General features: G+C 37.2%; 25 protein-coding genes and 1 pseudogene. 18 read left to right on the forward strand and 8 right to left on the reverse strand.

Annotated elements, in window-relative coordinates; all coding sequences use genetic code 11:
* The first annotated feature begins 6 nt into the window (after positions 1-6).
* The 5 genes from CDOMC_RS03465 to epsC all read left to right on the forward strand — a co-directional run bounded on the left by CDOMC_RS03465 (position 7) and on the right by epsC (position 4,198).
* The gene (locus CDOMC_RS03465) at positions 7-675 is read left to right on the forward strand and encodes a 3-methyladenine DNA glycosylase (RefSeq protein WP_172127952.1); all 669 of its coding nucleotides are present in this window, start codon (positions 7-9) and stop codon (positions 673-675) included.
* Positions 676-683: 8 nt separating this feature from the next.
* Positions 684-1,769, forward strand: a complete 1,086-nt coding sequence (locus CDOMC_RS03470) for a DegT/DnrJ/EryC1/StrS family aminotransferase (protein WP_172127954.1) — start codon at positions 684-686, stop codon at positions 1,767-1,769.
* Complete coding sequence (locus tag CDOMC_RS03475; protein ID WP_172127956.1) at positions 1,762-2,661, forward strand: Gfo/Idh/MocA family protein; 900 nt, start codon at positions 1,762-1,764, stop codon at positions 2,659-2,661. The genes CDOMC_RS03470 and CDOMC_RS03475 overlap by 8 nt, the downstream gene beginning before the upstream one ends.
* A gap of 76 nt (positions 2,662-2,737) precedes the next feature.
* Positions 2,738-3,649 (forward strand): cysteine synthase A, encoded by a 912-nt coding sequence (cysK, locus tag CDOMC_RS03480; protein ID WP_172127958.1) that lies wholly within the window; start codon positions 2,738-2,740, stop codon positions 3,647-3,649.
* Positions 3,650-3,661: 12 nt separating this feature from the next.
* Entirely contained in the window at positions 3,662-4,198 is a 537-nt protein-coding gene (gene epsC / locus CDOMC_RS03485) for a serine O-acetyltransferase EpsC (protein WP_442861615.1), read from the forward strand.
* Between the two features lie 46 nt (positions 4,199-4,244).
* On the opposite strand, the gene CDOMC_RS03490 is transcribed toward epsC, so the two are convergent.
* Genes CDOMC_RS03490 through CDOMC_RS03505 form a run of 4 tightly spaced genes read right to left on the reverse strand, consistent with a single transcriptional unit; the run spans position 4,245 to position 7,868 of the window.
* On the reverse strand, positions 4,245-5,072 hold the full coding sequence (locus CDOMC_RS03490) for a 3'-5' exonuclease (protein WP_172127961.1): 828 nt from the start codon (positions 5,070-5,072) through the stop codon (positions 4,245-4,247).
* On the reverse strand, positions 5,069-5,716 hold the full coding sequence (gene rpe, locus CDOMC_RS03495) for a ribulose-phosphate 3-epimerase (protein WP_172127963.1): 648 nt from the start codon (positions 5,714-5,716) through the stop codon (positions 5,069-5,071). Before rpe ends, CDOMC_RS03490 begins: the two co-directional genes overlap by 4 nt.
* A gap of 12 nt (positions 5,717-5,728) precedes the next feature.
* Positions 5,729-7,093 carry an STAS domain-containing protein gene (locus tag CDOMC_RS03500; protein WP_172127965.1) on the reverse strand — a complete coding sequence of 455 codons (1,365 nt, stop codon included), beginning with the start codon at positions 7,091-7,093 and terminating at the stop codon, positions 5,729-5,731.
* Entirely contained in the window at positions 7,077-7,868 is a 792-nt protein-coding gene (locus CDOMC_RS03505) for an HDOD domain-containing protein (RefSeq protein WP_172127967.1), read from the reverse strand. The genes CDOMC_RS03500 and CDOMC_RS03505 overlap by 17 nt, the downstream gene beginning before the upstream one ends.
* Before the next feature lie 184 nt (positions 7,869-8,052).
* On the opposite strand from CDOMC_RS03505, the gene rpmB reads away from it, so the two are divergent.
* The 5 genes from rpmB (at position 8,053) to CDOMC_RS03530 (ending at position 13,226) form a co-directional block, all read left to right on the forward strand.
* A complete protein-coding gene (gene rpmB, locus CDOMC_RS03510; RefSeq protein WP_169973710.1) occupies positions 8,053-8,247 on the forward strand; it encodes a 50S ribosomal protein L28 in 195 nt (64 codons plus the stop codon).
* A 29-nt stretch (positions 8,248-8,276) separates the two neighbouring features.
* Entirely contained in the window at positions 8,277-9,407 is a 1,131-nt protein-coding gene (locus tag CDOMC_RS03515; protein WP_169973712.1) for a potassium channel family protein, read from the forward strand.
* Positions 9,400-10,584 carry a bifunctional glutamate N-acetyltransferase/amino-acid acetyltransferase ArgJ gene (gene argJ / locus CDOMC_RS03520; protein WP_172127969.1) on the forward strand — a complete coding sequence of 395 codons (1,185 nt, stop codon included), beginning with the start codon at positions 9,400-9,402 and terminating at the stop codon, positions 10,582-10,584. Before CDOMC_RS03515 ends, argJ begins: the two co-directional genes overlap by 8 nt.
* A 54-nt stretch (positions 10,585-10,638) precedes the next feature.
* Entirely contained in the window at positions 10,639-10,866 is a 228-nt protein-coding gene (locus tag CDOMC_RS03525; protein WP_169973716.1) for a YdcH family protein, read from the forward strand.
* 266 nt (positions 10,867-11,132) lie between these two features.
* A complete protein-coding gene (locus CDOMC_RS03530; protein ID WP_172127971.1) occupies positions 11,133-13,226 on the forward strand; it encodes an RNA degradosome polyphosphate kinase in 2,094 nt (697 codons plus the stop codon).
* 33 nt (positions 13,227-13,259) lie between these two features.
* On the opposite strand, the gene uvrB is transcribed toward CDOMC_RS03530, so the two are convergent.
* The gene (gene uvrB, locus CDOMC_RS03535) at positions 13,260-15,236 is read right to left on the reverse strand and encodes an excinuclease ABC subunit UvrB (RefSeq protein WP_172127973.1); all 1,977 of its coding nucleotides are present in this window, start codon (positions 15,234-15,236) and stop codon (positions 13,260-13,262) included.
* A gap of 69 nt (positions 15,237-15,305) precedes the next feature.
* Here uvrB and CDOMC_RS03540 point away from each other — a divergent pair, with 69 nt between their 5' ends.
* From CDOMC_RS03540 to CDOMC_RS03560, 5 genes are all read left to right on the forward strand, one after another.
* On the forward strand, positions 15,306-15,539 hold the full coding sequence (locus CDOMC_RS03540) for a hypothetical protein (protein ID WP_172127975.1): 234 nt from the start codon (positions 15,306-15,308) through the stop codon (positions 15,537-15,539).
* A complete protein-coding gene (locus CDOMC_RS03545; RefSeq protein WP_172127977.1) occupies positions 15,539-15,763 on the forward strand; it encodes a hypothetical protein in 225 nt (74 codons plus the stop codon). Before CDOMC_RS03540 ends, CDOMC_RS03545 begins: the two co-directional genes overlap by 1 nt.
* Positions 15,764-15,869: 106 nt before the next feature.
* Entirely contained in the window at positions 15,870-16,376 is a 507-nt protein-coding gene (locus CDOMC_RS10140) for a type II secretion system protein (protein ID WP_236861344.1), read from the forward strand.
* A 139-nt stretch (positions 16,377-16,515) separates the two neighbouring features.
* Positions 16,516-16,944 (forward strand): type II secretion system protein, encoded by a 429-nt coding sequence (locus tag CDOMC_RS03555; protein ID WP_172127979.1) that lies wholly within the window; start codon positions 16,516-16,518, stop codon positions 16,942-16,944.
* Positions 16,944-18,797 carry a primosomal protein N' gene (locus CDOMC_RS03560; RefSeq protein ID WP_172127981.1) on the forward strand — a complete coding sequence of 618 codons (1,854 nt, stop codon included), beginning with the start codon at positions 16,944-16,946 and terminating at the stop codon, positions 18,795-18,797. Before CDOMC_RS03555 ends, CDOMC_RS03560 begins: the two co-directional genes overlap by 1 nt.
* A 19-nt stretch (positions 18,798-18,816) precedes the next feature.
* On the opposite strand, the gene CDOMC_RS10320 is transcribed toward CDOMC_RS03560, so the two are convergent.
* Positions 18,817-20,031, reverse strand: coding sequence for a methyl-accepting chemotaxis protein (locus CDOMC_RS10320; protein ID WP_442861616.1), 1,215 nt, complete (start codon positions 20,029-20,031; stop codon positions 18,817-18,819).
* A gap of 9 nt (positions 20,032-20,040) precedes the next feature.
* Positions 20,041-20,772: pseudogene (locus CDOMC_RS10325) on the reverse strand (cache domain-containing protein); the annotation flags it as partial.
* 192 nt (positions 20,773-20,964) lie between these two features.
* On the opposite strand from CDOMC_RS10325, the gene ispG reads away from it, so the two are divergent.
* From ispG to CDOMC_RS03580, 3 genes are read left to right on the forward strand one after another with little or no spacing between them, the layout of a single operon-like run.
* Positions 20,965-22,026, forward strand: a complete 1,062-nt coding sequence (ispG, locus tag CDOMC_RS03570; RefSeq protein WP_257793020.1) for a flavodoxin-dependent (E)-4-hydroxy-3-methylbut-2-enyl-diphosphate synthase — start codon at positions 20,965-20,967, stop codon at positions 22,024-22,026.
* A 16-nt stretch (positions 22,027-22,042) separates the two neighbouring features.
* Positions 22,043-23,425, forward strand: coding sequence for a replicative DNA helicase (locus CDOMC_RS03575; RefSeq protein ID WP_236861366.1), 1,383 nt, complete (start codon positions 22,043-22,045; stop codon positions 23,423-23,425).
* A 41-nt stretch (positions 23,426-23,466) separates the two neighbouring features.
* Positions 23,467-24,741 carry a ComEC/Rec2 family competence protein gene (locus CDOMC_RS03580; RefSeq protein ID WP_172127989.1) on the forward strand — a complete coding sequence of 425 codons (1,275 nt, stop codon included), beginning with the start codon at positions 23,467-23,469 and terminating at the stop codon, positions 24,739-24,741.
* Here the strand turns inward: CDOMC_RS03580 and CDOMC_RS03585 are convergent.
* Positions 24,688-25,521: a YihY family inner membrane protein gene (locus CDOMC_RS03585; RefSeq protein WP_211437404.1), complete on the reverse strand. Its 834-nt coding sequence runs from the start codon at positions 25,519-25,521 to the stop codon at positions 24,688-24,690. The genes CDOMC_RS03580 and CDOMC_RS03585 overlap by 54 nt on opposite strands.
* Positions 25,522-25,525 lie beyond the last annotated feature (4 nt).

The following is a 25,525-nucleotide window of genomic DNA, read 5'->3' on the forward strand; positions in this document are numbered from 1 at the left end:
TAAAATTTGAGAAGCGAAGAACTATTAATAACGTTTTTAAACGCTGGAATTAAAGCGGATTTACAAGATGAGCTTTGGTGGCCAAATTCGCGTAGCTTTGAAGTGATTGTCGGAGCGATTTTGGTGCAAAATACGGCATGGAAAAACGCTCAAAAAGCGCTTGATAATCTAAAAAATAGCGGAAATTTAACTCTTGAACGTTTAGCGAATTTAGACACGGTAAGCATTGCTGTTATGATTAAACCAAGCGGCTTTTACAACACTAAAGCAAAGAGATTAAGTTCGCTTTGCAAGGCGATATACGAGGAATTTGGCAGCTTTGAGAGCTTTAAGCAAGATGTTAGCAGAGAGTGGCTTCTTGGCATTAGAGGCATAGGTGCCGAGACTTGCGACGCGATACTTTGCTATGCTTGTGAGCGCGAAGTGATGTGCGTGGATAGCTACGCGCTTAGGATTTTGGCTCATTTCGGATATGAATTTGAAAGCTACGAAGAGGCGCGCGAGTGGTTTGAAGATATCGATACAAGCGCGGTTTGTAAAGCTTATGGCAGAGAGCTTAGCCTGAGTCAAATTTTTGCTCGCTATCACGGCAAGATAGTTGAGTTTGGCAAAGCTCATTTGAATAGCAAAAGATTTGACGAGGCTGGTGAGGAAATACTAAAATACATAAAATAGGAGGAAAAATGAAAGTAAATTTTATAAATTTACAGGCTCAGTATCAAAAATACAAAATTGAGATTGACGAGCAAATAAAAGAAGTATTGGATAGTTCGGTTTATATTGGTGGCAAGGTTGGAGAGCTGGAAGAAAATTTAGCCAAATTTAGCGGTGCTAAACATGCAATTGCTTGCAGTAGCGGCACCGACGCGCTTTTACTTGCATTTATGGCACTTGATATAAAGCCAGGTGATGAGATTATTACCACACCTTTTACTTTTATCGCGACAGCTGAGATGATAGCTTTTTTAGGCGCAAAGCCAGTATTTGTCGATATTGACGAGAGAACGTATAACATAGATCCAAATTTAATTGAGGCAAAGGTTACGTCAAAAACCAAAGCTATAGTGCCTGTTTCTCTTTTTGGGCAAGTGGCTGATATGACAGCAATAAATGCAATCGCACAAAAGCATGGCATAGCTGTTATTGAGGACGCTGCACAAAGCTTTGGTGCGAGTCAAAACGGTATAAAATCTTGTAATTTGTCTCATATAGCTACGACCTCTTTTTTTCCGGCTAAGCCACTTGGTTGCTATGGTGACGGTGGTGCGATATTTACTAATGACGACGCCCTAAACGAAAAGATGCGCATACTATTAAATCATGGACAATCAAAACGATATATTCATAAATACGTCGGCATAAACGGCAGACTCGATGCTATTCAAGCTGGCATTTTAAATGTCAAGCTAAAATACCTTGATGCTGAAATTGCAAAACGTCAAGAGATTGCCAATAAATACTTTGACGAGTTAAATGGTGTTGTGGTGCCTTGCATTGCAGAAGGTAATGTTTCGGCATGGGCACAGTACTGTATCCGTGTGAAAGATAGAGCGAAGATGCTAGAGATCTGTGAGCAAAAAGGCGTACCAATAGGGGTTTATTATCCCGTACCATTACATTTGCAGGAAGTCTTTATGGGTCTTGGATATAAACCTGGTGACTTTGTCGTGAGCGAGACAGTGGCGAAAGATATAATGGCATTGCCGATGTCAGCATTCGTTACTGAAGAAGAGCAGGACTATGTCATAGAGGTTATTAATAATGCTTAAATTTGCTATTGTTGGTCTCGGTGTGATGGGTAAAAATCACTACCGCGCCATAAAAAATGTTGCAGGTGTGAAAATAGTCTCTCTTTGCGATCCTTTTATTAAGGAAAATTTTGCACATAAAATTTATTCTGATCTTGATGAGATGCTAATAAGCGAAAATTTAGACGCAGCTATCATTGCCACCCCAACTTCTTTGCACAAAGAGGCTGCGTTAAAATGCATGGAAAAGGGTTTGAATTTACTCATAGAAAAACCAGTTTGCTCAAACGTCAATGACGCTAAAATTTTACTTATGGAGGCTATTGAGCGAAACATAAAAGTAGCTGTTGGGTACATTGAACGCTTTAATCCAGCGATTGTGGCGCTAAAAAAAGAGCTTGAAAACGAGGAAATTTATAGTATTCAAGTAACTAGAAATGCTCCATTTCCACAGCGCATTGCAGACGTAGGCATACTAACAGATCTGGCCGTACATGATATTGATCTTATTAGATTTATAAGTGGTAAAGAGATAAAAAGTGCCGATATAAAGAGTTCTCGCAAAATCCATGATAAGTTTGAAGATAACGCGGTTTTGTCGTTTGAGCTAGATGGAGATATAATGGCTCTAATCACTACCAGTTGGCTTTCATATAGGCGAAAAAGAACGGTCGAGGTTACATGTAAAGGGGTTGTTTATGAGGCTGATTTACTAAATCAGAGCCTCGTAAAATTTAGTGAATTTAATATGAACTCTTATAAAACACAAAACATCTTTGTCAAAAGAACTGACTCGCTAACAAGCGAGATAGAAGACTTTTTGTGCTTATTGAATAGCGAACAAAGTACTGGAGCAGATGTGAATGATAGCCTAAAAACACTAAAAATTATAGAGAGTATGGGGCAAATTTGAGACTTAAATAATAATTTTTTTTGGATTTTATAGAAAAAGAAGTTGTTATTGTATGTTTTTTTAAAAGGAAGTCTAAATGATATACGAAAATATAATTCAAACGATCGGAAAGACGCCGGTAGTAAAATTAAACAGCCTAAAACAACCAGGCGTGGCTGAAATTTACGCTAAGCTTGAGTTTTTTAACCCCGGCGGTTCGGTTAAGGATAGGATCGCTGTAAACATGATCCTTGAGATGCAAAAAGACGGTGCGTTGAAAAATGGTGATATCATAGTAGAGCCCACAAGCGGAAACACGGGCATCGGCATAGCCATGACGGCAAGCGCGCTTGGGTATGAGGTCGTGCTAACCATGCCTGAAACTATGAGTATAGAAAGGCGTAAAATTTTAGCCGCTTATGGGGCTAGACTTGTGCTAACCGAGGGCACAAAGGGTATGAAAGGCGCCATCGAAAAGGCAAATGAGCTTGCAAAGCAGCCAGGATATATGATGCTAAGTCAGTTCGAAAACGCCTATAACCCGCAAGCTCACGTAAAGACTACCGCAGTTGAGATAATGAGTGATTTTAAGCAGCTTGACGCTTTTGTAGCCGGTGTCGGCACGGGCGGGACGCTAAGCGGCGTTTCTAAGGTGCTTAAAGAAAATGGCTACAACACACAGATAATCGCAGTTGAGCCAAAGGATTCCGCCGTGATTTCCGGAAATACGGCAGGCGCACATAAAATTCAAGGCATAGGAGCGGGATTTATCCCTGATACACTTGATACCTCTTTAATCGACACAATAGAGCTAGTTAGTAATGAAGAGGCTTTTGAGGTGGCTAGGGTCTTGGCAAAAAGCGAGGGAATTTTGCTTGGGATCTCCGGAGGTGCCGCTCTTGCAGTAGCTATCCGCACGGCAAAAAGACTAGGCGAGGGCAAAAAGGTGCTTTTTATCGCACCTGATAATGGTGAGAGATATTTAAGCACGCCACTTTACGAGGCTTAAAATTTGAAGATAATTGAAGAGATAAAAGAGCTGGTTGCCACTGTCGGTGAGAAAGATCCCGCCGCAAACGGATGCTGCTTTTGGGCGGTGCTTATAAATACTCCGGGCATTCATGCGGTGGTTTTTCATAGATTTTCGCATTTTTTATACGTGAAGAAATTCTTTTTTATTGCTCGATTTATCTCTCAAATTTCAAGATTTATAACGGGCATTGAGATACATCCGGGTGCAAAGATCGGCTCAAGGCTCTTTATCGATCACGGCATGGGGGTAGTTATCGGAGAAACGGCTGAGATAGGAGATGATGTTACGATGTATCATCAAGTGACACTTGGAGGTACAGGTAAAGAGGTTGGCAAGCGTCACCCGACCGTTAAAAACGGTGTTGTCATAGCAGCAGGTGCAAAGGTGCTTGGAGCTATAACGATAGGAGAAAATTCAAAAATCGGTGCAAATTCAGTCGTGCTTAAAGATGTGCCTGATAACGCAACCGTTGTTGGCATACCTGCTAGAGTTGTGAGAATAAACGGCGAGAGAATCGAGAGCTAAATTTTACAAGCTCTAAATTTTACTCTTCTATAAATTTTAAATTAATTCAAAGCGAGTAGAGCTGTAAAATTGACTCTTCAAAATTTATCACAGTTTGAGCGCTAACTGTCGGTCTTTTGACCGTATTTGCGGTTTTGCTAAACTCTATAAGATCTTCCGTGTATCTTACTACACTTGGAGTATTTTTAACTGCGGCTTTAAAAATTTCAGCTGCGGCTATAGCGTCGTTCATCGCTCTATGATGAGTGTTTTGTATGCCCAAAACCTCTTTTAGCGCGCCAAGTCCGTATTTAAGCGACGGGATAGTTCGGCGCGCTAGATCTATGGTGCAAATTTTGCGGTTTAGCATAACACCAAGCCCGAATTTCTCAAAGCTAGCACTAACAAATCCATAGTCAAATTTGACATTATGCGCGACAAAAACACTATCGGCAAGAAAAAGTCTAAATTTTTCAAGCACGCTTGCAAGACTTGGAGCGCCCTGCAGATCCTCTACTCGTATACCTGTAAGCGCAGAGATGTTTTCTGGTATAAAGGTAGCGTGCACAAGCGTTTCAAAGCGCTCTATCTCTTCGCCGTTTTGCATTTTAAGCGCGCCTATCTCTATGATCTGTCCGCTGTTTATGCCGCCGCTCGTTTCGATATCCACAATACAAAATATCTGCTCGTCTATGTTTCTTTTTCTTGTATTTAGCTCTATCTCGTTTGAGCCGTTTCGTCTGATGTCAAGCCCTAAAATTTGCCACATAGCAAGATCTCGCACGTCAAAGATAGAGCTAAATTCCTCTATTTGGCTTGCTTTTGCTATGAATTCGTAGTAGCTTAAATTTTGCTTGCAGAGTAGGTTTATGAGATTTTCTAGCTTTTGGTTCAAAACTCAAGCTTTAGCGCTCTTATAGACTCGGCATAAGAGTTTGATGAAAATATATAATTGCCTGCAACCACGATATCAACGCCCGCTTCGTCAAGCTCAGCTACATTTAGTCCCGTAACTCCGCCGTCAACTTCTATCATGCATTTTGCGTTTTTGCGCTCTATCATCTCGCGCAGTTTGCGAGCTTTATCAAGCACTGAAGGGATAAATTTTTGCCCGCCAAATCCTGGATTTACACTCATTAAAAGCACCATATCAACTTCGTTTATGATGTACTCAAGAGTTTCGATCGGTGTATGAGGATTTAGCGTGATAGCAGGTCCTACGCCGTTTTTTCTGATGTGATCTATGAGTCTTAACGGGTGCTTTTCTTCTTCGATATGAAAGCTTAAAAATTTCGGCTTAAGCGGCAAGAAAAGATCGGCAAAAAACGTATTGTTTTGTACCATCAAATGTATATCAAGTGGCTTTGTAGCAGCTTTTGCGACGGCATTTACTACAAGCGGTCCGATAGTTAAATTTGGCACAAAATGCCCGTCCATAACGTCAATGTGTATAAGATCACACCCGGCCTCGCAGATCGCCTCTATCTCAGCCCTTAAATTTCCAAAATCAGCCGATAAAATACTCGGAGCAACGTACATATAAATCCTTTGTTATCTACTTAAAAATAGCGCGCCTTTTGTCCCATTGCTAACAAGCTCAACAAAAGCGCCTTTACTAACGGTATCACCGTCTTGAATATAGTTTTCAAAAACATTTGGCATCGTTATATCAACTTTTATCTTTTTTGACTCTAATATGGATAAAATTTTGTTTCCTATTATTACCATAAAATTACCAAAAGCGCTGTTAAGCGACGCCTCTTTATCATCTTGTAGAAATATAGCACAAGCCTTTTGTACTATACTTTTATCAAGAGATAGTAAAATTTTAGCGTCAATATCTCCGTAAAAAGCTATACATCCTGTCAGCACTTTTTGGTTCATGTCAAATGTTTTAACAAAAATTTTACCGCGCTCCACTTTAATTTTTGCCATAGAGGATAAAGTATCTATGGTTGTTTTTAAAATAAGAGGCAAGAATTGAACCAAATTTCTAGTGATGTTATGTGGCATTGACTCTTTCATTCCAGGACCGCCACTTATACTTCCGTCATCATTGAAAAAATCTTCGACGCTATTGTATAGTAAAATTCCAGAATCCTCTAAGTCGTTTCTAAGAGTTTCGGATGTATTTGAGCCGCTAAGTCCGCAAATGGCAATAGTGGCACCATATTCCGCGCTTGATGTAGACAGTCTAGCCAAAAAACTAACTCCGTGTATATTGGCAGATCTTGCTCTAGTAGCGTCAAATACGAAAAATTTAAATCCTATCTTAAGAGAATTATTGTGAGCTGACATATCGAAATTTTCGGCAAAATTTGAGTCTATAAAGCCCGTAAGTTTATAAATAACGACATTTTCTCTTACTTGTACGGCTATGGTTTTTTCATTTATATTGATATGTGTTAAATTAATTTTGATATTATAGTTTTTAGCTGAGTTTTTAAACTCGTTTACATCTTTTGCTGTATAGACTATGTAGCCTCTTCCGACAAGCTTTAGTGAAATTTGATTTTTTTGCTCTTGATTTTCGTGAAATAGGATTATCTTTTTTTCTTTGGTTGATTTTTCGGTATTTCCAAAAAATAGCATAGCTACCTCTTCGCTATCAAAAAATGATAAATTTAAGCTTTGAGGTGACATCTCTCTTAGCGCCTTAAATTTTGTCTCGTCATAGTCACAAAATGCTACGTTAGCGTCTACTTTTTTTGCTATTTCAGACATTACCAGAGAGATAGAATTGATGCCTCTTTTATTAAAATATACAACTTTTTTAAGGGATATTAGTATGCATTCTATTTTTTTTGAAAGGACTAACTCCTTAGTGGCCAAGTATATTTCATACTTTGATGCGTCTCCGTCTAAAAAGCCGTGAGGATAGAATATTGCTACACTATCTTTAATTTTTGGTTTCATATTCTATCGCTTTCATAAATGTTGCAAGCTCTGCAGGAGAGGCGTTGCAATTAAACTCAAACATCTCTGCGAAGCCAGAATTTGAAAATTCCGTTTTTGACAGCTCGTAAGATATTAGTAGATGTATATATTTAGTTATTGCTGTTTGCTCATCTTTTTTGGATAAATTTTTAAAAATATCTACGACAATATTACTTAATTGCCATTTTTCAGCTATCTTGCAACATATTTCAAATATATCAAAACCTATTTCTCTCTTTAAAATCGTATTGTAGCTAAGTCCGCTAGTTCTTAATACGTATTTTAAATTTTCTGCGTTTTCCGAGAATATTTTTTCACATACGGATATGCTTGATGGTATTATTGTTATGGATTTAAAAATATCCTTATTATCTACCTTTATTTCTTTTAATATCTTTCCCCAATCGATCATAAAATTGGCTTGCAAATTTGCAAATTTTTGTGTGTCTAGATTGAAAATTTTCCATTTTTTAGGTGTTGTTAGTAATACGTAATAAGAGTATAAAATATCGGTAGTTCTATCTGCGCCAAGAGCGGAAAAGATTTGAGATATATCTTCGATCTCTTTTTTGAATCCAAAAATCGGCTTGTTGATGATAGAGCGCATATATTCTACTAATGCCAAATCGTTTTTGGCAATAGCAGCTGCTTTGGCTAAATCTCCGGAAGCAAGAGTATTTTCACATGATTTTAAAATAGCCGGAATCGCAGGTATTTGAGCGATTAACTCATCCATACTTTCTTGTTTTATCATTATCGTATCTATCTGCCAATTTTGTAAAAATAATCTTTTAATATTCTATCCTTTATATTCATAAAATGAGTTTAAATATTGCATATAATAATTTTAAGATAACCTATATTCTAAAATTTATTTAAGTTAATATTTTGCTTTTTTTGGATAGAATCAGCAGAAATTTTTGTTTTGAAGGAAAAATATGTCAAAAATATGCGATATCACAGGCAAAGGCCCTATGGTTGGAAACAATGTAAGCCACGCTAAAAATAGAACCAAGAGAAGATTTTTGCCAAATCTTAGAACTATTAGAGTAATGCTCGAAGATGGAACAACGAGAAGAATTAAGGTAGCCGCTTCTACGCTTAGAACCATGAGAAAGCAATCGCGTTCATAATTTGCAAGCTTTATAAATAAAGAGGGATTATGTCTTTTATAAAAAAGATCCAAAAATTCCTCAACTGGTCTAGCTTCTCTAAACCGGAAATAAATTTAAATACAGAACTATACGAACAACTTCGCCCATTTCGCCTACCGCTTATCCTAGTCGTTTTAATGATGATGGTCGGTGCTTTGGGCTATGTTGCTATAGATAATTTCAGTCTTATTGATGCTATATATCAGGCCGGAATGACCTTTACTACGGTAGGTTTTACTGAAGTTGCTCCAATTTCACCCGCCGGTCGCCTTTTTACTATCACTTTTATTCTGCTTGGATTTTGCGTTTTTACATTTTCTATCGGTATTCTAGTGGAAGTTTTAAAAAAAGGCTCTTTGATAAATATTCTAAAGGAGAGGCGAATGCTCTATAAGATCGCTAGACTCAAAAATCACTTTGTAATTTGTTATCATAGTCTATATACGATAGAACTTAGTAAGCAGTTTAGAGATAATCATATCCCTTTTGTTGTCGTTGATCCGCGCGAAGATATGCACGAGATAGCCGAAAAATATAAATATCCTTATTATATAATGTCTCAGCCTCATACTCAAATCGCACTTTTAAAAACTCATCTTTCAAGCGCCAAAGGGCTTATTACTCTTAGTCCAAATATCGCTGATAATATCGCTCTCATCGCCACTGTTAGACTGTATGAAAAAGAGATAGGTAGAAAAAAACCATATTTTATAATGACAAATTCTGATAATGATGATGATACAGAGCGCCTTAAAAAATTGGGTGCAGATAATGTCGTAAGCCCTTCCAAACTAGTAGCACAACGTTTAAGTGCGATGAGTGTGCGCCCGGATATGGAAAATTTATTGGAGCAATTTTTATACAAAAAGGACTCCCCTATAGATATCGAAGAGATCAGTGTGCCTGATTACTCTTGGATAAGATTTAAGCGTCTTAAGGAGACCAATTTAAGAAATATTACAAATGCGGATGTTGTCGGCATAAGGGATATGAATAATAAATTTATTCCTATGCCAAGAGGAGACACCTTGATAGGTACAGGCACGAAGCTGCTTGTCATAGGCACCGCAGAATCTATACGAATGACCAAAAAAGTAGTAAAAAGCAAGCATAAGCCTGAGGAGTGTAAATATGTATGAGATAAAGCGTCTTGAAAATGGACTTGAGAATATAGATGGATTTTATTTTGGCGGGGTAAATTCGGGCTTTAAAAAAGAGGGTAATGATCTTGGATTTATAAGATCAAGTGAGCCTGTTGATATAAGTGCTGTTTTTACAAACAATAAATTTAAAGCCGCCCCGATTAGGCATTTTTTAAAAAAAAGGCAGAATTTTAGAACAAATTTCATCTTGCTAAACTCTAAAAACGCAAATGCAATGACAGGAGAGGCGGGCATAAACGATATAGATGAAATTTTTAAAAATTTGAGTAAAAATATAAATTTAGTAAATCCCGTTATGAGCTCTACGGGAGTCATAGGATATCGCCTTAAAAAAGAAAAAATTATATCCGCATTTGATAAATTCGATTTTGATTCAAGAGATTCCAATGGAGTTGTCGGTGCCATAATGACGACGGATAGCTTTAAAAAAGAGATAGCCGTAAGCGTGAAATTTGATGATAAAAAAGAGTTTAAAATCGCCGCTATCTGTAAGGGTGCAGGTATGATAAATCCGTCTCTTGCTACTATGCTATGTTTTATTTTAACGGATGCCAATATCTCAAAACCCGATATGGATGAGCTGTTAAAAGAGGCTTGCGAGAGTAGTTTTAATGCCGTAAGCGTAGATGGCGATACATCCACTAATGATACCGTTATGCTTTTAACCTCAAGAAAGAGCGTGGTCTATGATAAAGAGGCTTTTAAAGAGGCTTTAAAACTAATTACTAAAGAGCTGGCTTTAATGCTTGTTAAAGATGGAGAAGGAGCTACTAAGGTGGTCGAATTTAATATAAGCGGTGCACTTAATTTAAAAGAGGCGGAGCATGCCGCAAAGGCTCTTTCAAATTCACTTTTGGTTAAAACCGCTATCTTCGGAGAGGATCCAAACTGGGGTAGAATCGCATCCACTATAGGCGCAAGCGGAGTAGAGTGCGATGAAGATAAGCTTGAAATTTATTACGATGATGTCTTGGTTTATGATAAATTTCATAAAGAGCTTGATGAAAAAAGAGAACTCGCAGCTCATCAGGTAATGAAAAAACCAAGCTATACGATAAGTTGCAATCTAAATGTTGGAAATGCACAATTTAGTGCTTACGGTTGCGATCTGAGTCATAAATACGTAAGTATTAACGCAGACTATCGCTCTTAAACCATTTATTAGAGTTAAGTTGCTAAAATTATATAAATATTTCAAGGAGGGTAGATGTTACACGAATACAGGGATATAATCACTGAGCTAAAAGTCTCAAATGCGAGATTTGCTTCGATTTTTGATAAGCATAATGATTTGGATCAAAAAATCATAGATGCCGAAGAGGGCAGAAGTCACTTGGATCACATTCGCATTGAAGAGATGAAACGCGAAAAACTAAGACTAAAAGATGAAGCCTATGCTATGATTTTGGAGTATAAAAAAGAAAAAGGACTCTAATCTACCAAACCCTGCCTTAATTGTTTAAATTTGAGGCAGGGTTTTTAAATTTTAATCTATCGATATCTTCTTGAGAATATAAAAAACTATCATAACAGCTATTAAAAGTCCGATTGCCAGAACATATTCGTTCATCTTTATTCCTTGTGGTAACTTGACTCAAAATAATTATACACAATAAAAAATAAAATTATTAAAAATATTAGTATTAAAGCTTGAATAAAATTAAATTTGTATAAAATTAATATTATTCAAAAGGATTAATGATGAATGATAAAGAAAGTATTTTTATAAATAGAGAGCTTAGTTGGCTACGTTTTAACTCTCGTGTTCTAGCTCAGTGTGAAAAACCTATCCCACCGCTTGAGAAGCTTAAATTTATAGCTATCTATATGACAAATTTAGATGAATTTTATATGATCAGGATAGCCGGACTTAAGCAGCTTTTTGCCGCAGGCATAGTTGCAAGCGGAAGTGATGAAATGACACCGTTAGAGCAGTTAAGAGAGATTAGAAAAAATATAAAAGATGAGCTTAATATAGTGGAAAAACACTATAAAGATGCCTTAAAAGAGCTTGGAGAGCAAAATTTATTTATTAAAAACTATAGTGAAATTCCGGAGTCTCTTAGAAAAAAATGCGATGACTATTTCTTTTCAAATATTCTTCCCGTAATAGTCCCAATCGCAGTAGATGCGACCCATCCGTTCCCTCACTTAAATAATCTTAGCTTTTCGCTGGCTGTTAAGCTTGCAGACAGCGAACATCCTGAGATTTTAAAATATGGAATGATAAGAATTTCTAGAGTGTTGCCAAGATTTTATCAAGCGCAGGACAATGTCTATGTGCCTATTGAAACTATAGTCCACGAGCATGCCGAAGAAATTTTCCCGGGGTATAGACTCATTAGCTCTGCGGCGTTTAGAGTCACCAGAAATGCTGACATTATAATCGAAGAAGAAGAGGCTGACGACTTTATGATGATACTAGAGCAAGGGCTTAAACTTCGCAGAAAAGGCGCCTTTGTTCGTATGCAGATTCAAAAAGATGCTGATAACGATATAGTCGAGTTTCTAAACACTCACATGAAGATTTTTTACAAAGATATCTATGAGTACACGGTTCCACTCACGTTAAATTCGCTCTGGCAGATAGTGGGAAATAAGGAATTTTCTCATCTTGCACTTCCGCCATATACACCTAGAACTCTTTTGCCTTTTAGTGAGCATATGCCTATTTTTGATGCGATAGACAAAGAAGATGTGTTGATTTTGCACCCTTATGAGAGTTTTGATCCTGTTGTCAAATTTATAAAAGAGGCTAGTAAGGATCCTAAGGTTATTTCGATACGAATGACTCTTTATAGGGTGGATAAAAACTCACCTATAATTCAGTCTTTAATAGATGCCGCAAGTGACGGCAAGCAAGTAACTGTGATGGTAGAGCTTAAAGCTAGATTTGATGAAGAAAACAACCTTCACTGGGCTAAGGCTCTTGAGGATGCCGGCGCTCACGTGATATATGGAATCGCAGGCTTTAAGGTTCATGCCAAAGTTAGCCAAGTAATCCGTCAAGTAGGAGACAAGCTTAAGTTTTATATGCACTTTGGCACAGGTAATTATAACGGCGGTTCGGCTAAAATTTATACCGATGTAAGCTATTTTACAAGCAAAACAGAGTTTGCTCACGATAGCACTACGTTTTTTCATATCTTATCCGGATTTTCTAAAAATCGCAGACTCAATACTCTCTCGATGTCTCCGATGCAGATTAAAGAGCGAGTCTTGGAGATGATAAAAAATGAGACCAAAAAAGGCAAAGATGGCCAGATAATAGCCAAAATGAACGCGCTTGTAGATAGCGATATTATAAACGCCTTAAGCGAGGCTAGCGCTGCAGGGGTTAGTATAGATCTTATCGTTAGAGGGATTTGCTGCATAAGACCAGGCATAAATGGTGTTAGCGAAAATATCCGCGTTCGCTCAATCATCGGCAAGTACTTAGAGCATGCTAGAATTTTATACTTTAAGCACGCTATACCGCAGATTTATATCTCTAGTGCGGATTGGATGCCTAGAAATTTGGAGCGCAGATTAGAGCTTATGACACCTATTTATGAGCAAAATTTACAAGATAGACTGCTAGAGTTTTTAAGAATCCAACTAAGCGATAACGAGCTTGCATTCGAGCTTCACAAGGACGGAGAGTATTATAAAACAAAGGCAAAAGAGGGCGAAAATATCATAAATTCTCAAGAGATTTTTGAGGAGTATGTAAGCAAAATTTATAAAACCACCAAAAAAGACAATGATAATGCAAAAAGAGAGCATATAGCTTCAAAACTACTCAAAGAGAGCTAAAATTTGGGCTTAAATTTAAGCCCAAATTTAAATTTACAATTTTCTTAGCTTTGCTATCTCATCTCGCAAAGCTGCCGCTTTTTCAAATTCAAGCTTGCTGGCTGCCTCAAGCATCTGTTTTCTTAGCTCTTTTACGATTTTAGCGCGCTCTGCAGCCGGCATCTTTTCTAAATTCTTATTTTTTCTATATAGTTCGCCCTCGTCCTCTATGTGAAGGCTCTCTTCGATATTTCTGCTTGCACTCTTTGGAGTGATATTATTAGCCTTATTGTACTCTTCTTGTAGTTTGCGACGAGAATTTGTCGTATCCATCGCCTCTTGCATGGATTTGGTGATCTTTTTGGCAAACATCATCACTTTGCCGTTTACGTTTCTGGCAGCACGCCCCATTGTTTGAATTAAGCTTGTAGTAGAGCGTAAAAAGCCCTCTTTATCGGCATCCATTATGGCTATTAGGCTGACTTCCGGCAGATCAAGCCCCTCGCGAAGCAAGTTTATGCCTATAAGCATATCAAAGTCACCGCCTCTAAGCCCTCTTATTATCTCGTTTCGCTCTATTGCATCGATATCGGAGTGCATATACTTTACTTTTATGCCAAGTTCTGTGTAATATCTGCTTAGCTCCTCCGCCATTTTTTTAGTTAGCACCGTTACTAAAACGCGCTCACCACGCTCTATCACTCGCTTTGCCTCATCAAACAAAATTTCAACCTGATTGTCGCTATCTTTTATTTCTATTTGCGGATCAAGAAGTCCAGTAGGGCGCAAAATTTGCTCATACACATGCCCCTTTGAGAGCTCAAGCTCAAGCTCGTTTGGAGTGGCCGATACAAAGAGAAATTTAGCTCTTTTATTGATAAATTCATCAAATTTCAAAGGACGGTTATCAAGTGCGGACGGCAGACGAAATCCATACTCTACCAGCACCTCTTTACGGCTTTTATCGCCTGCATACATTCCGCGAAACTGCGGCAGGCTCACGTGGCTCTCATCTACTATCACTAGATAGTCCTTGCCGCTTATTTCGTAGTAGTCAAATAGGCTGTATGGCGTCTCTCCCGGAGATTGTCCCGTTAAATGTCTAGCATAGTTTTCTACACCTTTGCACATTCCGGTAGAATTTAGCATCTCCAGATCAAATTCAACCCTTTGTTTTAGCCTCTGAGCCTCTACAAGCTTGCCTTGTTCGTTAAATTCCTTTAGCCTCTCGTCTAATTCCGCTTCAATCTGCTTAATCGCGATTTTTAGCCTATCCTCTCCGACTATAAATTGACTAGTTGCGTAAAGCGTGAATTTGCTTATGCTTTTAAGCCTTTTATTGTCCAAAACATCAAAATGATACATCTCATCTATCTCGTCTCCGAAAAACTCTATCCTAAGTGCCTCGTCGTTATAATATGCAGGATATATATCTACTACATCGCCATTTACGCGAAAATCTCCTCTATCGAAATAAGCATCGTTTCTTTTGTATCCCATATCCACGAGTTTACTAAGCAGTTTGCGTTGATTTAAGGCTTCTCCTACCTTTAGATATAGCACCATCCCTTGATATTCGCTAGGATTTCCTAAGCCATAATTTGCAGATACCGAAGCTATCGTGATCACATCGTCAAAGCTTAGCAAGCTTGCCGTAGCAGAGAGCCTAAGCCGCTCAAGCTCTTCATTTACCGAACTATCTTTCTCTATATACAGGTCGCTTCTTGGTATGTATGCCTCAGGCTGATAGTAATCATAGTAGCTTATAAAATACTCCACGTGATTATTTGGGAAAAAGCCCTTAAATTCGCTATAAAGCTGCGCTGCAAGAGATTTATTATGTGTCATTACGAGAGTCGGCATATTTAGCTTTGCTATTACATTTGCCATAGTAAAGGTCTTGCCCGAACCCGTAACTCCAAGCAGGGTCTGATAGCTAGAGCCTGATCTGATAGACTCTACTATACCATCTATGGCGTTTGCCTGATCGGGACTTGGGCTAAATTTGGATGAAATTTCAAAATTTTTCATTTGTCCTCTTTAAAAAACAGCTTATTTTATGTTACAATTCGAGGAAATTATACCAAATAAAGGGATCTTATGTTTGAAAACGAAAAAGTATTAAATACTCTTACGGATAAAGTAAACGACCTGCTTGTAAAATATAATGAAATTTGCGATGAGAACGAATCACTACGCAATGAGCTTATAGCGCTAAAAGCTCAAAACGAAGCCAAAACAAATCAGATTTTACGCCTTGAAGATGAACTCAAAAATAAAAATATAGAATCTGACGATATAGTCCGCAAAATCGAAGCCGTTTTAGGTAAATAATGAAAAAAATAACAGTTACAATCGCATCAAGAGACTATACCATAAGCCTTGAAGATGACTTTGCTAGGAGCTTTGAGCGCGACTGGGAGGTATTTTTAGGCGGCAAAAAATATCTTGATGTGAAAGAGCTGTTAAGCGCCTTTGTGCAAAAATGCTACGAAAACTACCAGCAAGAACGTGATCTGGAAAATCTTGCTAAAAAACTCAGCCAAGAGATAAACTAAAATTTTACTTTTTATTTTTATAAAATTTATATTTATTTAAGCATTATATACTTATAATTTCATAAAAATACATAAATGTATGTATAATTCATTCAAGGAGTCTCACATGAGAAAAGGTTTTACAATGATTGAGTTGATCTTCGTGATCGTTATTTTAGGTATTTTGGCTGCTATAGCTATTCCAAGACTTGCTGCTTCTAGAGATGATGCAGAGGCTGTTAAGACTGCTAGAGCTATGAGTGTTTTAGTTAGTGATATTAGTTCATATTATGTTTCTCAAGCCGCACTAGCTACAAATCTTAAAGATATGACTGGAGTTAAATTTGTAGGTAATCAAACAGGATTAACCGGACAGATGGATACCGCTGGCACACAATGTGTGCAAGTTACTGCTACTGCAGGAACTGCAGATAATCCACCAGTTATTACTTTTTCAAAAGGTGCAGAGGGTGATAGCAATATATGTCCAAGAGTTCTTGCTAATGGTGCTGTAAAAGAGCTTATGACTAGAACATATTCAAAAGTTACACCTTCTTCTACTACTGGAGGCACTCCTACAATTTCACAAGAAGCAGGTATTGCTATAGGAAGCACTACAACAATTAAGTTTTAATTACTAAAATTAGTTGATATTATAAGCCTAGGACTTTAAGTCTTGGGCTTTTTAAATTTATATCTTTTTTACCCTTAAAACCATTAAATTTATAAGCTTATAGATGATATAATATGATAAATTTTATAAAGGGACTACCATGAAGCGAGCTTTTACAATGGTTGAACTTGTGTTAGTTATAGTTATTATAGGTGTTTTATCTGCTATTGCAGTTCCTAGATTTTTTACCTCAAGAGATGATGCTATACTTGTTAGAGCCAGAGCTGATATCTCATCTATTAGAAGCGCTATAGTAAATATAAAAAATACGAATATGCTATCCGGAACTTTTACATATCCTGATCTTGAAAAAAGTGCTACCAGTACTAAACTATTCGATAACGTTTTATCAGGCGGTATTAAGAAAAAGGGAGATAAAGATACTTCCGGTTGGAGCAAGAGTGGTCTTGAATATGTTTTTACTTTATCTGGAAAAACTACAAAATTTTCATATGATAAAAAAACAGGCTATTTTGGATGTGCTGAAAATGAGCCAAATAATTCCCTTTGCAAACAACTAACGGAGTAATGAATTACTACGAGATAATACCAAGTGTCTTAAACTATAGGCCACTTACATATCATAGTAGCTATGAAATCGCTCCTTATCAGCAAGTTCTTATAAATATAAAAAACAAAAAAACTTTTGGCTATGTGTTTAAAAAAACATCAAAACCAGAGTTTAAAACTCTTGAAATTTTAGAAGTTTTACCTGCTAAGCTAACCGATATTCAAATTTCGCTTCTAAATTTCATCTCATACTACTATATTTCAAATTTATGTGTTAGCATAGGACTTTTTACTCCTTTTAACGATAACATAAAGCCTATTTTAGATGATAATAAATTTGATAAAGAGCCAAATTTAAGCGATAATCAAAAAGAAGCTCTTAAATTTGCCAAAGAGCATAAAACTAGCCTGCTTTTTGGCGATACTGGAAGCGGTAAGAGTGAAGTGTATATATCTTTGATCAAAGAGTATTTAAATAAAGGCAAGCAAGTTTTGTTTCTAATGCCTGAAATTTCACTCACTCCTCAGATGCAAAAGCGGCTTAAGAGATATTTTGGTGATAAATTCGGTCTTTGGCATTCTAAGATTACCTCAAAAAAACGCAGTGAAATTTTGGCTAAATTTTTAAGCGGTGAGATAAAGTTAATTGCCGGTGCAAGATCGGCTCTATTTTTGCCATTTACGAATTTAGGCTTGATAGTAGTAGATGAAGAGCACGATGAGAGCTATAAATCGACTCAAAATCCGCATTACAACGCTAGGGATTTGGCTCTGTTTTTAGCTAATAAATTTGACATAAAAGTGCTTTTAGGCTCTGCAACTCCAAGTCTTGTAACTTACTCTAAGCAGCCAAATTTTAGGCTAAAGGGAACATTTTATAAGAGTGAAAAAGAGTTTATATACGATGAGAGTGAGACCGGCTTAAGTCAAATAATTTTATCAGAGCTTGAAAAAAGTATAAATGCCGGCAAACAAGCTGTGGTATTCGTGCCTACGAGAGCGAATTTTAAATATCTTGTTTGCAGGGATTGTGGACATACGATAAAGTGTCCGTTTTGTAGTGTGGGAATGAGCTTTTATAAAAAGTATAATATGCTAAAGTGCCAATACTGCGCTTTTACGATGCCTGTTTTAAAAACTTGCGAAAAGTGTGAAAGCGAGATGATAGAGGCCAAAAAGATTGGCACGGATGAGCTTGTGGCGAAGCTTCAGGAGGCTTTTGGAGGTATTAAAATAGCTAAATTTGATAGAGATGAGATAACCACACAAAATAAGCTAGAAAAGAGTCTAAAAGCATTTAATGACGGCGAAGTGCAAATTTTAGTCGGAACTCAGATGCTAAGCAAAGGACATGACTATCACAATGTAGATTTAGCCGTAATAATGGGTGTAGATGAGCTTTTAAATTTCCCTGATTTTAGAGCACGCGAGAGGACTTTGGCTCTGGCTATGCAGGTTGCTGGTAGGGCTGGTAGAGTAGGGCATGGCAGGGTCGTGATACAAAGTCTGCAAAAAGAATTTTTTCAAAGTTATATAGAGGATTATGATTCGTTTTTAGTTGACGAGATGTCCTATAGAGATGGCTTATATCCACCTTTTGCTAGACTTTTGCGAGCGGTTATAAGCGATAAAAATGAAAATTTAGCTAAAGATAGACTAAATGAGTGTCTAAAAGAGCTAAATAATCTAGCTAGCGAGGAATCAAATTTGCAGATAGTAGGACATGGAAAATGCGCTATAGAGATGATTTCCGGCAAGTATAGATACGAGATACTACTAAGGTCAAATTCTCATATAGCTCTTATTAAAGCGGGTAAAATTTGCTCAAATTTCGGCTTTGATGTGGATATGGATCCGATGAATTTCTCCTAATCGGATCCTGCAAATAAAATTAAAATTTCTTTTTACGCACATCCTGCGTAGCGATTTTTGCCGCTTCGTTTACCTGTGAGGCAATTTCGTTAGTATTTTTTGCTATCTTAATATTTTCTCTTGTTACATTATCTATCTCGACTATGGCCTGATTGATCTGATCTATGCCTTTGGTCTGCTCAAATATGCTATGGCTCATATCGTTTATGCCTTGAGATAGCATATTGATATTTGCCTCGATCTCTGATAGTGATTTTTGCGTTCTTTCGGCTAGATTTCTTACCTCGTCCGCTACTACGGCAAATCCGCGCCCATGCTCTCCTGCACGCGCCGCCTCGATCGCCGCATTAAGGGCTAGTAAATTTGTCTGATCGGCTATATCTCTTATGATACCAACGATATTTTTTATGTCATTGCTTTGATTTATGATTTGGTTAGCTTTATCATTTATCGAGTGCATGGAATTATTGATCTCTTCGATAGCTAGCACGCTCTCTTGGACAGATTCCGCTTGCTTGTTTGTGCCTTCGGATAGGTTGTTAACAAATGAATTTAGCACCTGAGATTTCTCTTCTAGCATTTTGTTTTGTTCAAGTGAATTTCTAAGGATATTGCTCATCTCTTCGCCTAAGAAATTTATACCCTCTCCTAGCTTTCTTTTATCGCTTTTGGAGTCTCCGATATCAATTCTTGCCGTAAAATCATTATTCGTATATAGCCCTAAAATTTCAACTACTCCGTGAATATCGTTTTTTAATGTATTTACAAAATTATTAATTAGGTCTTTTAACTCCTCCAAATTTCTATTATTAGGCGTTTGATTTATATTTTGACCCAGATCGCCTGTAGATGCCGATTTAAAGACCATCTTAGCATCATTTATCATTTTAGTGTCTTTTTTTAGACCGTCTGCTATATTTTTAATATTCTCGTTGATAAGATCCGCCATTTGTTTGAATTCATCGTCTGATTTTACTGTTATTTGCTTGCACTCCCTAGAGCTATCGTTTAGATATGCAAAAAATTCAAACAGCCCCTCTTTAATCTTGGATAGAGGTTTTAGTTTTAAATTTAGCACTACCACCAAAGCCGTAACTATAAATAGTATAGAGCATATTGAGAGAATCAGCTGATAGATGAATAGATTGTCTATGCTTTGATTGTATGTTTTTGCTGTGGTGACAGAGCATAGTAACCAACCAGTAATATCATCTTTTAGGCACGCTGCAACCATATCATTGTTATTATCGTTAAATGCGTATGTTATTGATTTTGTAGAACTATCCTTAAAGAAGTTGAGTAAATTTTTATTTACCTCAGACTCTTTCATGAGAAGCTCTTTGTTTGGATTTATGATGCTTTTCGCATTTTTATCTATAAGAAGAATATAATCATCCTGATAGTGTTTCATATTTGATATGACATCGCTCAATCTTTCAAGAGTAATATCTGATGATACAACTCCTGATAGTTTGCCGCCTTTTTTAATAGGGGCTGCGAATGATATAGTTAGTTTTTGATCTTTAGTCGAGATATATGGATCTGTGATAACGGCATCTTTAGCTGACACGACTTGCTTGTACCATCCTCTTGCTCTTGGGTCGTATCCATTTAGGCTTGGGTATTGGTGGTTTCCATTTGATCGTAGCATCCTGCCGTCTTTTTCAAAACCTGCATATAAAGATACAAATTTACCAGATTGGCTACCTACCTTTAATATCTGCTCAAAATTATCTTCGTTATACTCCGAACTCTCTATATAAGAAGCTACTGATTTTACTATGCTTAGCTTTGAATCCATGTAGTTTTGCATATACTCTATCGCATCTTTTACTATACTGTATTGAGATGAGGATATAAGTGTCTTTGTCTCTTGTTTTGTTATATTAAACGAGACAAAAGAGAATATACTTAGTGCTATTACTAGTAAAAATGAGATTAAAATCGTAACACTTCTTGCTAATTTCGAGTTCATATTAAGCTCCTGATCAAGTTTTATAAATAGTAAAACAGCTGTTAATTTTATATACTTTAAGCTTAATAAGTATTAAATTGCATGTATGCTTAGATGTTTTGTGTCAGTTTAAATTTAATTTGGTTTATAATTTAAATTTGAGCCTTTTGAAAGTGAAAATTTCTTATAATTACCAAAAAAATTAAAAGGCAAATTTTGCAAAGATATCCAACTAAACAGATAAAAATTCGTGATGTTTTAATAGGGGGTGATGCTCCCATCTCGGTGCAGTCGATGACATTTTCTAAGACAAGGGATATAAAAGGCACGCTAGAGCAGATAAATAGACTCTATTTCGCGGGATGCGATATAGTGCGTTGTGCGGTACTTGACAAAGAGGACGCTGCAGCTCTGCGCGAAATAGTAAGGCAAAGTCCGCTTCCTGTGGTAGCTGATATACACTTCAACTACCGATATGCACTTATAGTTAGTGAATTTGTAGATGCTGTACGGATAAATCCGGGCAATATCGGCTCAAAAGAGCGCATAAAAGCAGTTGTGGATGCATGCAAGCAAAGAAATTTACCTATAAGAATCGGTGTAAATTCAGGCTCGCTAGAGGAGCAGTTTGAGAATAAATATGGTAGAACGGTTGAGGCTATGGTGGCTTCTGCGATTTATAACATAAATTTGCTTGAGGATTTTGACTTCACCGATATCAAAATTTCACTAAAATCAAGCGATGTTGAGCGAACCATGGCTGCTTACCGTGCCTTGCGTCCAAAGGTTGAGTATCCGTTTCACTTGGGCGTTACGGAGGCTGGCACCACCTTTCACGCGACTATAAAATCGTCTATTGCGCTTGGGGGGCTTTTGCTTGAAGGTATCGGCGATACGATGAGAGTGAGCATTACAGGCGAGCTTGAAGAGGAGATAAAAGTCGCAAAGGCTATTTTAAAAGATAGCGGACGCCAAAAAGAGGGTATAAACATCATCTCATGCCCTACGTGCGGGCGTCTTCAAAGCGATTTGATGGCCGCGATAAAGATAGTGGAAGAAAAAACCAAGCATATCAAAGAGCCGCTTAACGTATCGGTCATGGGCTGCGTGGTAAACGCGATCGGAGAAGCCAAAGGCGCTGACGTAGCGATAGCATTTGGCAAGGAAAGCGGGCTTATAATGCGCCGCGGCGAAGTTGTGGCAAGACTGAAAGAGAGCGAGCTGGTGGATAGATTTTTGCTCGAACTTGACGAGGAGATAAAATCTCGTGGCTAAAAATAACGAAATAAACATGCACAACCTATACGACCTTGACATGGAGCGTTCTATCCTAAGCTCCATCATTTATAGCGGCGAAAATTTGGTTCAAATTTTTGACATCGTCTCTTCAGGCGACTTTTACCTCAAAGGCCATGCGGACATATATACGGCGATGGTTGAGTGTATGAATGCCGATTTGCCGATAGAAACTAGCTTTTTAAAGACCAAGCTGGGAGCCAAATTTGATGAGGAAATTTTAGCTAGCGTTGTAGGTACAAACTCAATACTTGATATCAAAAAATACGCAACCGAGCTGCGCGAAAAGTCGATAAAGCGCTCGCTTGTAAAGATAGCTCACCAGATCCCAAACAAAGTAAGCGAGGATAAGCCAAGCCGCGATATGGTCGATGAGCTAAGCCAGAGCTTTTATTCACTTGTGGAGGGCTCGGCGGCTGGAGTCATAAAGGAAAGCAAAGAGATCATAGTAGATGTCTTAGCTCATCTTGAGAAGCAAAAGATGCTTGAAAACCAGGATATAGTAGGAATAGATACCGGATTTAAAGAATTAAATGAAAAAACAAAAGGCTTTAAAAACGGCGATCTTATCATTATTGCCGCTCGTCCGGGCATGGGCAAGACCACTATATGTCTAAATTTAATGAGTAATGTTTTACAGCGGGGTAACGGAGTTGTCTTTTTCTCGCTTGAGATGCCTGCCGAGCAGATTATGCTAAGGATGCTTTCTGCTAAAACCTCAATCCCACTTCAAAACATAATGACGGCAAAGATGGATGATGAGGAGTGGAGCAGGATGAGCGATGCTTGTGAGGATATGTCTAATAAGAAGTTTTTCGTATATGATAGCGGATATGTAAATATCCATCAGATCAGAACTCAGATGCGTAAGCTAAAGTCGAGCCATCCTGAAATTTCGCTTTGCGTGATTGATTACATCGGACTTATGATGGCTACTTCAAACTATGCCGATCGCCACTTGCAGATCGCTGAAATTTCGCGCGGATTAAAGCTTCTTGCGCGTGAGCTTGATATGCCGATAATCGCTCTATCTCAGCTAAACCGAAGCCTTGAAGCGCGTGCAAATAAGCGTCCGATGCTAAGTGATTTAAGAGAATCGGGAGCGATCGAACAGGATGCGGATATGATACTTTTCGTCTACCGTGATGAGGTCTATCTCGAGCAGGAGGAGAAGGAGCGCGAGAAGCGAGCCAAGGTCGAAGGTAAAGAGTATGTGCCTAAATTTATACCAAACAAGATCGAAGAGGATGCAGAGATAATAATCGGCAAGAACAGAAACGGACCTGTCGGCACGGTTGATGTAATATTTCAAAAAGAATTTACCCGCTTTGTCGATAAGAGTTTTGGCGCAATTCATATGGCCGAATTTACCGGTTGATGGGGTTTTGGTCGTTTGCTAAATTTGCAATTTAACACTTTATGTATAGTAATAAAGTTTTTGAAAGCAAGCGTGAAATAGGGCTGTTTTGCCTTTTTTGTCTTTTTGTTTTAGCCTTTAATTTAGCTATCAAATTTTATGAATTTAAAGGCTTTAAGGCAGACAGGTATGAAATTTTGCAAGCCAAGGTGCTTCAAAGCTATCTAAAAACAAATGAAAAAGGTAAAACTTACCGAGTTTTAAGGCTAAAAACAGGAAATTTTATACTGTATACAACCACTAAAGCGGATTTCGAGCCCGAGATAAATTCTAAAATTTTGCTTCGTCCCATTAAAAATAAACTTACTTTTATCGATTATTTAAGCCGTAGTTTTTATCTGCCAAATTTTGGAATTTTAGAGATAAGATATAGTGAAAATAGCAAATATCTGGATAAATTTAGAGAAAAAATCTATGATTTTATATCCAATCAACACGACATATCAAAGGCAAAAGAGCTATATACTGCGCTATTTTTAGCCACTCCGATATCAAAGGAGTTAAGAAGCGATGTAAATCACTTTGCAATAGCCCATCTAATAGCCATCAGCGGCTATCATTTAGGGATTATTTTTGGGTTTTTGTATTTTATATTGCACCATATTTATCGCTATTTTCAGGCTAGATTTTTTCCTTTTAGAAGTGAGAAATTTGATCTAAGTATAGTTATTTTTATATTTTTATTTGGCTATCTTATGCTGATAGACTTTGTGCCGTCTTTTTTGCGGGCATTTTTGATGAGCTTGCTTATTTTTTATATGCTTAGTAGAAATGTGCGAATTATTAGTTTTGAAGCTCTGTTTATTTTGATAGCTTTTGCGGTTAGTTTTATGCCCTCTTTACTGTTTAGTATCGGCTTTTATCTCTCTTGCGCAGGAGTATTTTATATCTATCTTTATCTGCATCATTTTGGTGATAAATTTTCAAATCTCGCTCATGTTATCTTGCTAAATTTATGGGTGTATTTGGCTATGATAATCCCGATTTTATACTTTTTCCCTCTGATTAGCTTTCAGCAGTTTGCCGTGTTGCCTTTAAGTTTAATTTTTGTGATTTTTTACCCTCTTGGTTTGGTGCTTCATCTACTAAATTTAGGCGGGATTTTCGATGAAAATTTAATTTGGTTTTTAGAGTTAAGGACGGACAGCGTAAATTTGGATATAAATTTATATATCTTTTTAATCTATAATATTTTAAGTTTAATTAGTATAAAAAACAGAAATTTAGCCCTCTTGCTCGTTTTTTCCAATCTCTTTTGCTTTATCTCTTTGCTCTAAAAAGCTACAAAGTTTAACTCCGTATAAGAATATGATCCAAGAGACATAAACCCACAAGAAGAACAAAAGAACGACAGAAAATGAGCCGTAGATACTAAGATAGGTCTTGTTATTAACCGCATAAAATACAAATATGTTTTTACCAAAATACCAGATAAGAGAGGCTATAAAGGAGCTAAAAAGAGCGTTTCTTATAGCTATAGGCCGGCTTACTGATATGAGATATGTGATGCAAAAAATCGCCCAAATGATTAGATATGGAAATATGCTTAAGAAATTTATCCAATTTGTGTATGAGTTTGAATTTAATAAATTTTGAAGCATATTGGATAGATAAAAACTAAGCCCAAGCCCTATGGGAGCTAGTGTAATAAGCGTCCAATATACACTTAGAGAGCTCCAAAAATTTCTTCCTTCGCTCTTCATGATTTTATTGATCACATATTCGTAATCCATAAAAAACATTATCGAAGTAAAGATAATAGCGCCAAGACCAAGCACTCCTAAGGCCGAGCTGTTTTGTAAAAAGGTCTCTATGTGTTCTGTTATCATTTCTTGATTTGAAGGCAACAAAGATGAGAATATAAATTCTTTTATCTTGCCGTAGTATACGCTAAAGCTGGGCATTTGAGTAAATATCGAAAACGAGATTAAAAGCACAGGTATAATCGAAAGCATAGTATGAAAGCTAAGGCTTGAAGCGTAGTGAAGCAGCTGCTTATCTTTGATACTAAATGCGATTTTAATATATGCTTTTAAGTCGTCTTTTGTAAATTTCAATTTG

The sequence above is a fragment of the Campylobacter sp. RM16192 genome, from assembly GCF_004803855.2.
In the GTDB taxonomy this organism is placed as follows: Bacteria; Campylobacterota; Campylobacteria; order Campylobacterales; family Campylobacteraceae; genus Campylobacter_A.